The sequence below is a fragment of the Paenibacillus sp. FSL H8-0034 genome (assembly GCF_038000305.1).
Lineage (GTDB): Bacteria > Bacillota > Bacilli > Paenibacillales > NBRC-103111 > Paenibacillus_S.
In genome coordinates this window covers 6,243,976-6,258,846 of the sequence record NZ_JBBOBS010000001.1, presented here as the reverse complement: position 1 = coordinate 6,258,846, position 14,871 = coordinate 6,243,976, and the positions used below count along the sequence as shown (strand labels likewise).

Below are 14,871 nucleotides of genomic sequence, written 5' to 3'. Positions count from 1 at the left end.
GGGGGCGCAGCAGCATGAGAGAAGGCTACACTTAAGGGAGCAGCCGCTTCTTGTGCTGGCTGTCACGGTAATCTCTGGCGCCCATTCCTTTTACTTTATGGAAAATGCGGCAGAAGCTTGGATACGAGCCGAAGCCCGCTTCCACCCATACCTCTGCGATCGGCATATCTGAGGAAAGCAGCAGACTGCAGGCATGCCGAACACGCAGCTCATGGAGGAAATCGACAAAGTGGATACCGTACTGTTTATGAAACAAATCGCTAAGGTAAGCTGGAGTGATGTGAAAATGCCGGGCTACCTGTGCAAGCGACATCGGCTCCATGTACTGCTGGTACATGTATTGAACGATGGATGTCACGAGCTTGGCTTTTGCAGATATGCCGGAGGGAGGAACAGCTGGATCATCTGCTGACAGTAATGAGCGGTAACGAAGAAACAGTGCCAGCGCTTCAAGCAGCTTTCCTTTCAGAACCAGATGCTTGTAGGGAATATCCGCTTCAAATTCGCTCAGCGCCTCGTCAAGTAAATGGCATACACGGGTCCTGTCGCTTTCAGGAACCATTACAAACGAGCGAGAGCTATCCTCCTGAACGGTAAGCAGATGCGCCAGACCAAGCTCGGCTTCCTTTCCTTCCGTCAGCAGATCGATAGGAAAATTGCAGGTATACAGGGTGAGTGATTCACCAGGGGTGGATCGAAAGCTGTGTATGTGAAAAGGCAGCAGCAGGACAAAGGTTCCGGGAATCATCGGATGCTCGCTTCCATTAATGATTTCGAGACCGCTGCCTGCGGCAACGTAAGAAAGCTCAATAAAGTCGTGTCGATGCGGAGCCACCGCTTGATACGATTTTTTTTTCATGTAAAAGGGAAAGAGGGTCTGGCGGTTCGGATATTCAAACAGGTAGTCGGGATACATGGAGCGGCCTCCTTTACTCGTAGCCTCATTATAAAACAAATTCCCGGTTAAAAATATGAGAGGTTAATAATAGACGAGTTGATGATCAAGTCAGCAAAATATTTGACAGACCCTATAGTTACATACAAAATAAATATATCTATAAAGTTCATAGGGTTCTCAGTTCAAACGGGAAAGAATGGGGTAGGCGAGGGAAGAAATTCCTACTGGACGCATGTAGTGATAATGATTATCATTATTGTCAGATACGGAAAGGATGCTTAAATTCGGATATGATCAATCACAACTTAATCGCATATATGGGACAGGTCAGTTTCACTTTGCAAAAGGTGCTCGTCAAACGATGCAGTGCAGCGGCACATTTTAAACGCAGATTTATTACGAGCTATCATCTGGTGTTTATAAAAGAAGGAGAAGGAACCCTTTCTATAAATGGAAAGGAATATGTGGCAGCGCCCAATGCGCTGTTCTTGCTGCATCCCGGCAGCCTGATAGAAGCTAGAGTTAGCGAGAAGCATCCTGTGCAAATAATTGTGCAAGCTTTTCACTACCGTTGGAACAGTCCGCTGCAGGTGGCGAACCCTCCAGGCGCCGATTCCGAAGATTTGCTATTTGAACAGGAAGGGCTTATTAGCTTGAAGGACGGTGCAGCGGTGCTGCGTTGTTTGGAACAGCTCCATGTGCGGAAGGATGCCGATGAGCCGTTAGCACGCTGGAAGCAGCAGCTTATTTTCCAAGAGTTACTCCATACCGTCCTGATGGATATGCAGATGGCCAACGAGCAGGGGGGGACCCAGCTTGCCGTTGAGAAGGCTATTGCGTATATGGAGTCCTATTATATGGATGAAATTTCGATTCGCTCCTTGGCGCAGAAGCAGGGGATCAGTCCCAGTAATTTTGCTGGCATATTCAAAAAGCAAACCGGCATGCGCCCCGTCGAATATTTGGCCCATTTGCGAATCCAACATGCCAAAGCATCGCTGGCCGCCCGCGAGGGACTCAAAACGGTGGCCACTAAAGTTGGCTTCCGCGATGAATTATATTTTAGCCGCACCTTCAAGAAGATTGTTGGTGTGTCCCCCACTCTGTATTCCAAAAATCATTCCGAAGATAAATTAATGACTGTTTTCCCGCAATTAAATGATTATTTGCTTGCGCTTGATCTCCGGCCCTTTGCCACCCTTTCTTACGCAGGCAACGATCAAATTGGAGGGCTGCTGCCGCATATCGCAGAGGACCTGAAGGATGTCAAAATTGTCGGACGCTGGGACCGCCCGGATAAGGAAACTGTGCTGCGTGCTGATCCTGAGCTTATTCTTGGCGCGAATTGGCATAATCTGATAATGGACAGCTATCGCAATGTGGCTCCAACCATTACGGTATGGATGAAGGATGACTGGCGAAGCACGCTCTATGATGTGGCCGGTCTGTTCGGGAAAAAGGAGCAAGCTGCGGACTGGCTGCGCAAGTATGATCGCCGAGTGGCGGAAGCCAGAGCCCGCTTGCGAACAGCCGATCAGCAAGGTAAGACGGTTATGGTGCTTATTGCCGCTTCCGATGAATGGCGCGTTTATGGAGGGAAGCGTCAACTTGGGGATATTTTGTACAGAGATTTAGGGCTTTCTCCTCCCCTCGGCATATCTTCTTTAAGCCACTACACCGTTGTTTCCCAAAAGGATTTGGGTCGATTGAACCCGGATCATCTCATTCTCTCGACCTGCAACTGCAATTTCAGTACACAATTAACCGACGAGTTGAAGCAAAGTGGGACATGGTCAGCCCTGCGTGCCGTACAAAGCAATCAAGTGATAGAGGTACCGAGTTGGTTCAACATGCACGCTCCTATGCAGCATCTCATGTCGATGGATCTGATGGTCAATTATTTGACGTCGCGCTCCTCTTAGCAGAATTTGAATTTTGTCCATCTCTTCGGAAGATTTTATCCATTGAATGAAGGTTGGCTATCGCTTACGATTAATCCTGATGATAATGATTATCAATTAAGCATCTAGAGGTGGGTTTTAATGAAGCAGCCAATACATATGGAAAATTCATCGAGTGCTATTGCCCTCACGATTCGTTCACGCCGGACGCTGAGAGCGTTCACCGATGAGCCTGTCTCCGAACAGCTGGTCATGGAGCTCTTGAATGATGCTGTTTGGGCTCCCAATCACGGTCTTCGAGAGCCTTGGCGATTCTTATTTGTTCCTTCCGAGCAGAAGGGGGCTTTCATTGAGCATTTGATGCCTGCTTTTGACACGGCTCAACAAGAGAAAATGAGACCCTATCTGCATGCTCAGGCATCTGCCTTTTTAATTGTGATCATGCCTGACAAAGATACACACGATAAGCAATGGGAAGAAGATCTGATGGCCTCTGCGGCGCTGATTCAAAACTTCCAGCTTTTGGCTTGGGAGCGTAAGCTTGGCGTTGTTTGGAAAACCAATGATCACAATTGGAACCCCGCCGTACGGGAGAGACTCGGTGTGCAGTCCGGAGAGAAGATTACAGGGATGCTGCATCTGGGCCATTTTGAGGATGATCAGGTTCCGCCCCCCAAGAAGCCGCGTACACCGGCAGAAGTCAAAACGCACATATTTGGAAAGACAGCTGTAAGAGAGGAACGTGCCGACGATGAAACAAACTAAACGCAGCTATATTCCGATGATGCTCTTATTCATCCTACCCATGCTCCTGATTTCCGCTTGTGGCAAAAATGAGCCCGTCGAAAGCGGTGCGGCCGCCCCACCAACTGAGGAAGCAGCAGTGCCCCGAACCATCAAGCATATCTCGGGTGAAACCGTCCTGACAGGTAAACCCAAAGCCATTGCTGCGCTTAACCCCTGGATTACGGACTTCATGCTGGCGCTTGGGGTGAAGCCAAGTTCGGCGGTTCCGGCAGGACCCGATAATAAAGATTTTTCGTGGTATTTAAAGGATCAGCTGGCTGGTACGACAAATGTAGGCTGGCAGTCAGAGACCAATTTCGAAGCCATTTTAGCGGTATCGCCCGATCTTATTATTGCTAATGACAGCATGGGTAAAGGGTACGAGCAGTTGAGCAAGATTGCGCCAACCATTGTATTGAAGCCGGACGAAACGCAAGACGGAGCCAAGGATTGGCGTCAAACATTCATGACCTTAGCAAGCGTCCTGCAAAAAGAAGAAGAAGCTAAGAAAGTGATTGAAACCTACGACAGCAAAGTGAAGCTAGCGAAAGAGAAGATCGGATCAGCGATCGGCAATGAGACGGTCATGTTTCTACGGGTAACCGATAAGGAACTGCGTTATTATGGCGCCAAGAATTATGACATTCTGTATCGAGATCTCGGCTTGAAGACACCGGCATCATTTCCGGATAATAAGAGCACGTTTGCTATTTTGCAATTGGAAAAGCTGCCCGAAATCAACCCGGATCATATCTTCATTCTGATCGAGAGCAATGAGAAGTACGAGGAATTGAAGCAAAGCCCCATCTGGAGCCAACTCAAGGCTATGAAGAACAATCACATTCATCCTGTTCAATATGATTTGTGGTTCCAGGGTTTTGGACCGACGGCTTATTCATTGATAATCGATGAAACAGTGAAAATGCTGACAACCAAGCAGTGAATGACAGGCATCTAAGGAGGCTGTCCTCAAGTAGAATAATCTACTTGGGGAGGGGTTCTTTTTTTTGCGGCAAATGTTGAATCTTTGTTGATTCGGAGCCATTTGAAAACAACAAAAAAGGCATACAGACTCTAGTGGTCTGTACGCCAAATGCCAGTTGGACGCGGCCTACTCTTCTCCTGTCGCGATCGGATTGTCCGTGTAGCTGATCCAGTCGCTCCAGCTTCCGGCATAAAGCTTGACATTCTTGAAGCCGGCCTCGCTAAGCCCCAGAATATTCGGCGTAGCGGTTACACCGGAGCCGCAGTACACGATGATTTCCTTGTCTTGCGGAAGGTGTGCATAGTTCTCGGCTATTGCAGATTCGTCCTTGAATCGGCCCTGCTCGTCCAGGACATCCTTCCAGAACTTGTTGATCGCGCCCGGAATATGACCCGCTGCTTTATCAATAGGCTCCACTTCTCCCAGGTAGCGGGGAGCTTCCCGGGAATCGAGAAGCAGGGTTCCAGGCTGACCAAGCTTGGCTTGAACCTCTGTCACATCGGCAACAATATCGGTCCGAATATGGGCAGTGAACACGGTTGGGACCGCTGCTTTCAGCAAGGAGCTAACAGGATGTCCTGCCTTTTTCCAGATAGAAAAGCCTTCGTCCAGCACATACACCTTGTCATGACCCAAATAATGCAGCAGCCACCATAAACGGGAAGCCATCGCTCCGCCTTGGTCATCATAAGCGACGACAGTGGAGTCGGCATGAATCCCTGCCAGCCCAAGCTTCGTGGCCAGCGTATCGATATCCGGCACAGGATGCCGTCCTCGATGCTCCCCAACAGGAGCAGACAGATCCTGCTCCAAATCCAAATATACAGCATTCGGAATATGGGCTTCCTCAAACGCCTGACGTCCCGCATCCGGTTGACCCAGCTGGAACCGGCAATCGGCGACGACGAGGTTGGTGTCCTCCAGATGACTCAGCAACCATGCTATAGATACAATATGCTTCAAGCTGTTCACTTCCTCCCGGTTGTTTGGCTAACCTCGGCTGCGCTCTGTCTATGCTTCTCGTATCGGTTAACAGGCACTTCCAGGCCGAGATGACCTCGTAGCGTGGTATGCTCGTACTCCGTGCGGAACAGGCCACGCGCCTGCAGAATCGGAACGACATGATCGACAAAGTCGTTGATCCCTTCAGGCAGTACATGTCCGAGTAGAATAAATCCGTCCACAGCCTCGGCGCGGAAGAAACGTTCCAGCTCATCGGCGATCTGTACAGGGGTTCCGACCAGCGGACCTCTGGGTGTTGCATTGCCTATCGCCACCTGACGAAGCGTGAGATTGCCTTCCTTGGCTATTCTTTTAATACGATCAGTTACACTTTTATAGTTCTCACTGCCGGTATCGCCCAGTTCAGGAAAGGGCTCATCCAGCGGATACTGGGTAAAATCGTGATGGTTAAACCAGCGACCCATATAACGCAAGGCTGTCTCAATGCTGATCAAGCCGGCAATACGCTCATATTTGGCCTGTGCTTCCTCTTCAGTTGCACCCACGACCGGCGCGATACCGGGCAGTATGAGCAGCTCATCAGGAGTCCTGCCATATTTGGCGAGACGGGCCTTGACATCATCATAGAAGCGTTTGGATTCGGCAACCGTAGTAACGCCTCCGATTCCTGTGAATACGGCGTCCGCTCCTTTGGCGGCAAGCTCTTTACCCGCCTCCGAGGAGCCCGCCTGAAAAATGACCGGATAGCCCTGGGGAGATCTGCCAATATTGACAGGCCCCTGAACCGAAAAGTGTTTGCCCTTATGATCAAGCCGGTGCATCTTCTCTGGATCGAAAAATACACCGCTTTCCTTGTCGCGGCTGAAAGCATCGTCCTCCCAGGAATCCCATAATCCCTTGACCACGCTCAAATGCTCATCTGCCAGCTCATAGCGGTCTGCATGGGATGGATGCTGATTGCGGCTGTAGTTAAGTGCAGCCCCGTCGAGGGCGGAGGTAACGAGATTCCAGCCGGCGCGGCCGCCGCTCAGCAGATCAAGTGAGGCGAATTGGCGTGCTACCGTGAACGGCTCACTGTAGGTAGCGGAGACCGTACCGACAAGACCGATATGCGAGCTGTGTGCGGAAAGCACGGAGATTGCGGTTACAGGCTCAAACCGGTTCAAATATTGGGGCATCGTGACTTCATTGATAAACAAGCCATCGGCGATAAAGGCAAAATCGAGCTTGCCCGCTTCCGACTTCTGAACCATCTGCTTGTAATGCTCCAGATTAATAGCCCCATCAGCCGGTGTTCCCGGGTATAACCAGGACGCCATTTGCTCTCCTGTTGCGAGGAGCGCTGCGCCGAGTTTCATTTGTTTGTTGGACATATCGTCTCGCCCGCCTTATGAATTATTTTCATCTTCCCGTATAAATGCACTGTACGCATTGACCCGATGAGCCAGCGCCGAGCCCGCCTTCAGTGCAGTAGCAACCAGAATGGTTTCGGCGATTTCTTCAATTGCTGCGCCTTCCTGCTTCGCAAGCACGGTAAAATCCTCAATGCTGTAGGCACAGCCTGTTATATGAGCAATCGCGACTGCGATCAGCGCTTTTTCAAGGCTGCTGACGACTTGACCTGCCAGGACATTTCGGCGAAATTCCAGCACAGATGTATACAGCTGCTCGTTAATAGATTCAAACTGCTCAATACCAGTAAGGTTCGATCTGCTGTACAGCTCGTCGTCGCGGTCGTCCCGCAGCGCATTCAGCGCATTAGCGCCATGATAAAAAGCGGAGTAACCTTTAACAAGAGCGCTGACCGCAATCGCTTCGAAAATTTCCTCTTTTGTCAGTTGAAGCTTGTGTCCGGTTGTCACGTGAATATCGATGCAATAAGGGCAGCCTGTTGCATGCGCCACGGCAATCGCGATCAGCTCCTTGAACTTGCCTGACAGTGCGCCGTCCTGCAGGGCAAGCTTGTTGAATTCGGAGAATGCCTTGAACGTTTCTGGTGCAAACGGAACGAATTTCGCTGCATATTTGGCATAATTAGATCTAAGATATAAGCTTTCGTTGGATATCGACATGATAATCTCCCTTATTATAAATTTATATCCGAGTAAAATAGTGTGTTTAGTAATACATTAGTGCTATAATAGCATCGTTAGATGATTTTGTATAATTGAAATACGGAATGCGTTCATTTCCTTTTTTCGAATTAACCTTAGAAAGGACATCCCATCATGGACATTCGAAATATCGCTACCTTCCAGATTATTGTCAAAACAGGCAGCTTTCAAAAAGCGGCAGAAGAGCTGAAATATGCACAATCCACGGTCACCAAGCAAATACAGAACCTCGAAAGCGATCTGGGTGTGAAGCTGCTGGAAAGGGGAAAGAAAATTCGCCTGACGCATGCCGGAGAAGTATTTATCGAAAAAGCCGATCAGCTCATACGCAACTATCATGACCTTCAGCAAACGATGACCGATTTGAACGATGGCGAGAAGGGCACGGTCAGCATCGGAATTATGGAGCCAACTGCGAGCTACCGGATTCCAGGTCTGCTCAAGAAATTTACAAGCATATATCCAAATGTCGAAATTAACATCAAAATTCATAACAGCCATATGTTCAACCAGATGGTCAGCGATGGAACCGTCGATTTTGCCGTATGCGCAACACCGGAAAGCGGCCTTGGGACAACCTTTGAGCCTCTGTTCAATGAAGAGATTGTGCTGCTGCTGCCGCAGTCGCATCCCCTGGTGAAGAAAAAACATATCACACTGGGAGACCTGCAGAACGAGCAGGTTTTATTGACAAATTCTACCTGCCCGTTTCGCCGTAAGCTGGAAATATCGCTGCACGAGAATGGGGGAACGCCCTATCGGAAAATCGAAATCGGCAATATGGCTTCCTTAAAATATTATGTTCAGGTGCAGTATGGCATTGCGGCCGTACCGAAGATCACCGTGACTCCGCCTTTGGAGGGAACGGTTGTGAGAAAGCTGGAAAATCTGGACGCGGGACTTATAACCGGACTGCTGATTAAAAAGGATACCAAGCTGCTCAGCGCGGCTGCCCGTAAGCTTGCATCCTTTATCCGACAGGAGCTTAAGCTGCTCGATCGTGCTGAGATTTAAGTCTTGCGTTTTTTCCATATCATTTGAATGCATGTATACAGCAATAAACAAAAGGCGATAGAGAGCAGCCCTCCGGAGAGCGGTCGTGTGATGAAGATCGCAAAATCGCCATTGGACATTAGCATGGACTGCCGGAAGGAGCTTTCCAATATTTTGCCGAGCACAAAGGCAAGCACCATGGGAGCCGGATCAAAGCCTGCTTTTCTCATGATGTAGCCCAGCACTCCAAAAAACAGCACAACCCACATATTAAAGCTGTCGTTGCTCAAGCTGTATACGCCGATCATCGTCAGAACGACCGCAAATGCCATCAGTATGCTGCTTCGTACCCGCAATAGCTGAATGAACAATCCGACAAATGGAAGGTTCAGAATTAACAGCATCGCATTGCCGATGTACATCGAGGCTACGACTCCCCAGAACAAATCCGAATGCTGGGCGATCAGCTGAGGGCCCGGTGTAATGCCGTTGAGCAGCAGCGTTCCGAAGATCAGTGCCATTACGGCATCCGATGGAATACCAAGCGTCAACAGCGGAATAAAAGCAGCCCCCGCTGCGGCATTATTGGCAGACTCCGGACCGGCAACCCCTTCAATCGCTCCTTTACCGAATCTCTCCGGTGTTTTGGATAGCCGCTTCTCAGTGCCATAGGACGCCACAGTTGCAATAATCGAGCCGCCTCCGGGCAGCAGCCCAATCATGAAGCCGATCACCGTTCCCCGTACGATAGCCCATTTGGCCTGCGAAAAATCTTTTAGCGTCGGCCAAATTCTGCCTACCTTTGTCGTAACTATTGTTCCTTTTGACAGCTTTTCGAGATTGTGGAGAATTTCACCGACGCCGAATACGCCCATTGCCATAGCGGCAAAATCGATCCCGCCCAATAAATGATTGGTGCCAAAATTTAGCCGGATCGATCCGGTAATCGGGTCCTGACCTATCGTTGCGATCAATAAGCCAAGTGCCGCGCAGATGACGCTTTTCACAAACGATTTGGTTCCCAAATAAGCGACCAATAGGATACCGAGCGAAGTCAGTACCGTGTATTCAGGCGCTCCGAAACGTACTGCAAAGTTTGCGAGACCTGGTGCAAGAAAGCTTAATCCAATGACGGCAAATGTGCCTGCGATGAATGAACCAATGGCTGCAATGCCAAGCGCAATTCCAGCTCTACCCTGCTTGGTCATCTGGTAGCCATCGAAAGTCGTGACTACCGATGCCGCCTCACCAGGGAGATCAAGCAGCGTGGAAGTAATCGAGCCGCCATACATAGCGCCGTAATAAATACCAGCCATCATAATGATCGAGCTTTCCGGTGGCAGTGTAAAAGCAAAGGGCAGCAGCAGCGAAATGGTCGCCGTAGGACCGAGTCCGGGCAGCACTCCGATGATATTGCCAAGCAATACACCAATGAGGCAGTAAATTAAATTGTGTCCCGATAAAGCAAGTTGAAAGCCGGACAGCATTGCGTCTATAGTACTCATGTTGACCCCCTACTTAAATAACAGGAACAGTTGATCCTCAGGAAAAGGAATATGCAGTCCCCATGCAAATAACATATAGATTGTAGCGGTTAATCCCAATGACACCAGGATGGAAGTGATCCACCGTTCCATACCGAGGAAGCGTGTCCAGAACAGAAACAAGGCGACGGAGGGCAGTGAAAGCCCGATTTGTTCAAATAGCACAATAAATAGTGCGAGGCTCAGTACACCATACAGGGAATAGCGGGAATCCTTGGTGAATGACTCATCCTCATGGCTTTCCCCACTCTTGTCCGTAAAAAACAGCATGACCGATACGATCATAATGAGCACGCTCAAACACGTTGGCCACAGCCCTGGGCCCGGATTGTTCCATGTCCCGAATGACATGCGGCTGGAATAAATGAAAAAAAAGAGTCCCAGAATGAATGGAACCACTTTAATGGCAGCGGAGTAGTAACGATGAGCTTTCAACAAAAGCACCCTTTCTGAAAGGCAATCGGGGAGAGGGCAGGAAGCTTGACAGACTTCTTGTCCTCCCCATTGCTCTTGTTTTCTTTCTTGTCTTTTCGCAGTAGGCTTACTGTTTCTTCAGAGTTTGTCCGTAGAACGCATTCGTATCGTCATAGGCCTTGCGGAATTCTACTGCTGAGGAGAAAATAGGTTCGATAAAAATGTTATCAAAGCTTTTTTTGACGTCAGCATCCTGTGTAGCCTGCTTCAATGCGTTTTCCAGCTTGGAAACGACAGCAGCTGGTGTTCCCTTAGGAACGATCAAGCCTCCTGGAGGCGGTGCGAACGTAAGGCCTTTCAAATTCTGCTCGTCGGAGGTTTGCACATCAGGCAATATCGCCGAGCGTTTTTTGGTTACAATGGCGAGCGCCTTGAATTTCTTGTCATTGATATAAGACAGAACCTCTGAATCTACATTTACAATGGCTTCCAGGTTGTTGCCGAGCAAGGCGTTGACAGCATCAACTCCCCCGTTAAAAGGTATTAATTGGAACTTCAATCCCTGGGTATTGGCGAATTGCTGGAGACCAATGAATGATGGGGAGGAGGGGCCGGTGGTGCCGATTCTGACCTTATTCGGATTAGCCTTGATATCGTCAACGAGATCCTGAAGCTTGGCATATTTGCTGTCTGCGGATACAGCCAATGCATAAGGGTTGTCCATATAACCGCCAACAGCATCGAAATCTTTGGCTGTATAGCCAACTTCCGTAGTCAGAGGCGTAATGATTCCTGGTCCGACAGAGGTAAAGCCGACGGTGTATCCGTCCGGTTTGGCTTTGATAACTTCATTCATCGAGAGCGCGCCAGCCCCGCCCGGCTTGTCAATTACCTCAACCTTTTGGCCAAGCACCTTCTCAAGCTTCGGAGCAAGTGCGCGAACGGATAAGTCCGTAGCTCCACCTGCGGAGAAGGGTACCAGAATCTGAATCGATTTTGTCGGATAATCGCTTCCTGCGGCAGGCTGGGCACCAGCGCTCGTCGCAGGGGTCGCGCTGCTTGGGGAAGGGCTTGTGGACACGGTGCTGGTTCCGCAGGCACTCAATACCGTCATCAATACAATGGATAAACTTACAGATACAAGATTAAATGTTCTTTTCAATTTCTTTTCCTCCCTTTTTCCGGACATCATCATTTATTAATCGAATGCAACGAGACTGAGTAGTTCTGCTGCATCCCGAAAATAAATTCACTGTATATTACTCGGATTACTCAGATTATATTGGTCGTGAACGAATAAGTAAAGATGAAAAAATGAATACATACTATCGAAAAAATCGAATTCTTAAAAATATGAGAGGTTTATTAGAAAATATGAACACCTGGGAGATCCCACATCCTGTACGATAATACCTAAGATAACGAGAGGAGCAATAATAAATGGCGAACAGCAAACGGTTTCACGGGATTTTCACAGCGTTGGTTACCCCTATGCATGAGGACGGAGGTGTTGACCATCCCTCATTGGTAAAATTGGTGCAGCATCAAATCGAGCATGGCATTCATGGGTTTTATGTTGGAGGCAGTACGGGAGAAGGCTTCCTGATGACGCGGGAAGAGCGCAAGCAGGTATTGGAAACGGTCATTCAGGCGACTGGCGGCAAGGCGCGTGTTGTTGCACACATCGGCAGTATGAGTACGATGGAGTCCGTTGAGCTTGCCCAGCATGCGGAAGCGGCGGGAGCAGAAGCGGTCTCTGCGGTTGTGCCTTTTTACTATAAAGTAGGAGCCAGAGAAATTCAGAAGCATTATGAAACGATTATGGCTGCCACCAAGCTGCCAATGATTATTTACCATTTCCCCGGTGCCACAGGTGTCCAGCTTTCACTCGGATTTTATGAAGAGATGGCGAAGCATCCGCAATGTATCGGAGTGAAGTTCACCTCGCTGAACCTGTTCGAAATGGAACAGATTCGTTCCAGGTGTGGGGACGATTTCCTGATCTGGAACGGTCATGACGAGGTTTTCGCAGGGGGTGCCTTAATCGCAGCGGATGGTGCTGTGGGCAGTACGATGAACATGATGCCCAGTCTGTATACGGACATGTATACGTCCATACAGGGTGGACAATGGGAGGAAGTACGCTCCCTGCAAAGTAAAGCCAACGTTGTTATTTCGCATCTGGTGAATTATGACGTGATACCATATGAAAAATATGTATTATACAAGCAGGGGATTATCAGCACGCCTACAGCCAGACAGCCATTAAGACAATTTACATCGGAGGAAAACGAGCAAATCCATCGCTTTCTGCAGAGCAATGAAATATTGAGCCGTCACAGTAAAGTGAACAACCATTCCTGATAAACCTAAGTCAGGGGAACGGTATCAGCCTGAATCTGAAGTTTGAATCTGGAGCCGAAGGCCGGGAAGCGTTCGATAACCTCGCGGCAGGCGGCACGGTGATCTATCCGCTCGAGCCGGTATTCCGGGGTGGCATGTACGGGCAAGCAGAAGATAAATAGGGCGTTAATTGGATGATCAGCTGCTAAGCTGAAGAAAGCTAATCCTGACCGGAGCGGGCTTCCGATAAGGTAATACATTCCTAAAATAGGGCTGATGCAGCCCTATTTTTTTGTTGTCAACAAACACCAACAAAAGAAGATCCTTTTACATTAGAAAAGAATCGATACTTCAGAGGGGGAGAAGAGGGCAGCAATACCTCTCTTTTCAATGCGAATACGATAAAATAGTATAAGAACTATAAGATTGTATGATTTTATAAACAACAGGCTCATGTTAATTTAGATAGGTAAGCAGCGATTATACGTAAACGGAGGAAACACACGATGATGACAAACGGGGTCAAGAAGTGGTTGACGGCAAGTGTGGCTTTAGTAACGGCATTCAGTTTAACTGCATGTGCAGCCAGTACCGGCACAACGACTGGTGCGTCAAGTCCGACAGCGGATAAAAAAGAAAAAGCCGTGACGGTCAAATTCTGGTCCTATCCCAAATGGAACGGAATTACCGGCAAGGAAACGAACGGTACATTGGGCGATTGGGAAGCGGACGCTGCCAAAAGATTTATGCAGGCTCACCCTAATGTGAAGATTGAGACGGAGTTCTTGAATGCCAAGGGCGGCCCGGAAAAGGTAGCTATCGCCATTCAGTCCAACTCGATGCCCGATGTGCTGGGAGATTCGGATATCCGGTTGTTCGAGTACGCGCAAAAGGGCTTGATGGTGCCGATCGGCGACCACCTGGATAAGGACTATATCGCAGACTACTATGAGAATGTGTGGGCTCAGACAACGATTGGCGACGGCAAATACTATTACCTGCCGTGGAGCATATCCCCGCAAATCCTGATGGTTAACCGCACCTTGTTCAAGCAGGCAGGCATTGAGGATCTGCTTCCGAAGAACGAAGATCGCACCTGGACGATAGACGAATATGATACGGCCATTCGTACGCTTACTTCCAAGTTGAAAAATGTATATGGCGTGGGTATGTTCGGAGACACGACCTCCGGTGATGCGTTCCTGTTGAACTGGCTTTGGGGCTTTGGCGCAAGAACCTTTGATCCGACCTACAACAAAATCACCTTGAACAGCGATAAAGGAATTGCGGGCATGAAGTTCCTCAAGCAGCTGGTCGACGACAAGATTACAAATCCAGGCGCAGCGGGGATCAAACAGGCGGATGCCTTGACGCTGTTCAACCAGCAAAAGGTAGCGACAATCCAGGGCGCAACCATTCAGTATGCCCGTGCGGTCAATGCAATGGCGCAGGGTGAGATTAACAAATTCGACATGTACGTAACGACACCTCCATATGCAAAAGGTGAAACACCGACCTCTTTTATGACGACCTATGGCTACGGCGTATTCAAAAATGAAGATGCCGATAAGCAAAAGTGGGCTATCGAGTTCGCAAAGTTTCTTGGAAGCAAGGAAAATGCGGCAGCGGTCAAAGCATCGGAATCGCTCTCGTCACGCAAATCGCAGGCCGATCTGTTCAAGGACAGCACGGATGAGAATACGAAATTTTCGTCCAAAGTATCCAAGTATGCGGTTGACGGCGGATTGGCTGCTCCGGGTTTTAACAAGCAAAGAGCGATATTTTCCAAAAAGCTGCAGGCGATGTTCAGCAACGTACTGACGCCAGAGCAGGCTCTGAAGGAATTTGAAGCCGAAGGCAATAAAGCGGTTGCCGAAGAACGGGAAAAGCTGAAAAAGTAGTAGACTTCAAAAAATATACAGAGCAGAGT

Annotated in this window: 13 protein-coding genes; 6 read left to right on the top strand and 7 right to left on the bottom strand. The window is 48.9% G+C overall.

Annotated features, from left to right (window positions below; all coding sequences use genetic code 11):
* Positions 1–31: 31 nt before the first annotated feature.
* On the bottom strand, positions 32–916 hold the full coding sequence (locus NST47_RS28200) for an AraC family transcriptional regulator (RefSeq protein ID WP_341158093.1): 885 nt from the start codon (positions 914–916) through the stop codon (positions 32–34).
* A 272-nt stretch (positions 917–1,188) separates the two neighbouring features.
* Here NST47_RS28200 and NST47_RS28195 point away from each other — a divergent pair, with 272 nt between their 5' ends.
* The 3 genes from NST47_RS28195 to NST47_RS28185 all read left to right on the top strand — a co-directional run bounded on the left by NST47_RS28195 (position 1,189) and on the right by NST47_RS28185 (position 4,528).
* Positions 1,189–2,820, top strand: coding sequence for an ABC transporter substrate-binding protein (locus NST47_RS28195; protein WP_341158092.1), 1,632 nt, complete (start codon positions 1,189–1,191; stop codon positions 2,818–2,820).
* Between the two features lie 120 nt (positions 2,821–2,940).
* The gene (locus NST47_RS28190; protein ID WP_341158091.1) at positions 2,941–3,564 is read left to right on the top strand and encodes a nitroreductase family protein; all 624 of its coding nucleotides are present in this window, start codon (positions 2,941–2,943) and stop codon (positions 3,562–3,564) included.
* Positions 3,551–4,528, top strand: a complete 978-nt coding sequence (locus NST47_RS28185) for an ABC transporter substrate-binding protein (RefSeq protein ID WP_341158090.1) — start codon at positions 3,551–3,553, stop codon at positions 4,526–4,528. The genes NST47_RS28190 and NST47_RS28185 overlap by 14 nt, the downstream gene beginning before the upstream one ends.
* A gap of 168 nt (positions 4,529–4,696) precedes the next feature.
* Here the strand turns inward: NST47_RS28185 and NST47_RS28180 are convergent, their stop codons facing one another.
* Genes NST47_RS28180 through NST47_RS28170 form a run of 3 tightly spaced genes read right to left on the bottom strand, consistent with a single transcriptional unit; the run spans position 4,697 to position 7,605 of the window.
* Positions 4,697–5,533, bottom strand: coding sequence for a sulfurtransferase (locus NST47_RS28180; RefSeq protein WP_341158089.1), 837 nt, complete (start codon positions 5,531–5,533; stop codon positions 4,697–4,699).
* 5 nt (positions 5,534–5,538) lie between these two features.
* Positions 5,539–6,906 carry an LLM class flavin-dependent oxidoreductase gene (locus NST47_RS28175; protein ID WP_341158088.1) on the bottom strand — a complete coding sequence of 456 codons (1,368 nt, stop codon included), beginning with the start codon at positions 6,904–6,906 and terminating at the stop codon, positions 5,539–5,541.
* A 15-nt stretch (positions 6,907–6,921) separates the two neighbouring features.
* The gene (locus NST47_RS28170) at positions 6,922–7,605 is read right to left on the bottom strand and encodes a carboxymuconolactone decarboxylase family protein (protein ID WP_341158087.1); all 684 of its coding nucleotides are present in this window, start codon (positions 7,603–7,605) and stop codon (positions 6,922–6,924) included.
* A 156-nt stretch (positions 7,606–7,761) separates the two neighbouring features.
* On the opposite strand from NST47_RS28170, the gene NST47_RS28165 reads away from it, so the two are divergent.
* The gene (locus NST47_RS28165) at positions 7,762–8,661 is read left to right on the top strand and encodes a LysR family transcriptional regulator (protein ID WP_341158086.1); all 900 of its coding nucleotides are present in this window, start codon (positions 7,762–7,764) and stop codon (positions 8,659–8,661) included.
* On the opposite strand, the gene NST47_RS28160 is transcribed toward NST47_RS28165, so the two are convergent.
* From NST47_RS28160 to NST47_RS28150, 3 genes are all read right to left on the bottom strand, one after another.
* A complete protein-coding gene (locus NST47_RS28160; RefSeq protein ID WP_341158085.1) occupies positions 8,658–10,145 on the bottom strand; it encodes a tripartite tricarboxylate transporter permease in 1,488 nt (495 codons plus the stop codon). The genes NST47_RS28165 and NST47_RS28160 overlap by 4 nt on opposite strands.
* Positions 10,146–10,154: 9 nt before the next feature.
* Complete coding sequence (locus NST47_RS28155; protein WP_341158084.1) at positions 10,155–10,619, bottom strand: tripartite tricarboxylate transporter TctB family protein; 465 nt, start codon at positions 10,617–10,619, stop codon at positions 10,155–10,157.
* A 106-nt stretch (positions 10,620–10,725) separates the two neighbouring features.
* Positions 10,726–11,760, bottom strand: a complete 1,035-nt coding sequence (locus NST47_RS28150) for a tripartite tricarboxylate transporter substrate binding protein (RefSeq protein ID WP_341158083.1) — start codon at positions 11,758–11,760, stop codon at positions 10,726–10,728.
* Positions 11,761–12,038: 278 nt separating this feature from the next.
* Here NST47_RS28150 and NST47_RS28145 point away from each other — a divergent pair, with 278 nt between their 5' ends.
* Positions 12,039–12,962 carry an N-acetylneuraminate lyase gene (locus tag NST47_RS28145; RefSeq protein ID WP_341158082.1) on the top strand — a complete coding sequence of 308 codons (924 nt, stop codon included), beginning with the start codon at positions 12,039–12,041 and terminating at the stop codon, positions 12,960–12,962.
* Between the two features lie 485 nt (positions 12,963–13,447).
* Positions 13,448–14,842, top strand: coding sequence for an ABC transporter substrate-binding protein (locus NST47_RS28140; protein ID WP_341158081.1), 1,395 nt, complete (start codon positions 13,448–13,450; stop codon positions 14,840–14,842).
* Positions 14,843–14,871 lie beyond the last annotated feature (29 nt).

Bases quoted from the DNA above. Each gene is read 5' to 3' on its own strand.
- NST47_RS28200 (WP_341158093.1), bottom strand. From the start codon at position 916: ATGTATCCCGACTACCTGTTTGAATATCCGAACCGCCAGACCCTCTTT.
- NST47_RS28195 (WP_341158092.1), top strand. From the start codon at position 1,189: ATGATCAATCACAACTTAATCGCATATATGGGACAGGTCAGTTTCACT.
- NST47_RS28190 (WP_341158091.1), top strand. From the start codon at position 2,941: ATGAAGCAGCCAATACATATGGAAAATTCATCGAGTGCTATTGCCCTC.
- NST47_RS28185 (WP_341158090.1), top strand. From the start codon at position 3,551: ATGAAACAAACTAAACGCAGCTATATTCCGATGATGCTCTTATTCATC.
- NST47_RS28175 (WP_341158088.1), bottom strand. From the start codon at position 6,906: ATGTCCAACAAACAAATGAAACTCGGCGCAGCGCTCCTCGCAACAGGA.
- NST47_RS28170 (WP_341158087.1), bottom strand. From the start codon at position 7,605: ATGTCGATATCCAACGAAAGCTTATATCTTAGATCTAATTATGCCAAA.
- NST47_RS28165 (WP_341158086.1), top strand. From the start codon at position 7,762: ATGGACATTCGAAATATCGCTACCTTCCAGATTATTGTCAAAACAGGC.
- NST47_RS28160 (WP_341158085.1), bottom strand. From the start codon at position 10,145: ATGAGTACTATAGACGCAATGCTGTCCGGCTTTCAACTTGCTTTATCG.
- NST47_RS28145 (WP_341158082.1), top strand. From the start codon at position 12,039: ATGGCGAACAGCAAACGGTTTCACGGGATTTTCACAGCGTTGGTTACC.
- NST47_RS28140 (WP_341158081.1), top strand. From the start codon at position 13,448: ATGATGACAAACGGGGTCAAGAAGTGGTTGACGGCAAGTGTGGCTTTA.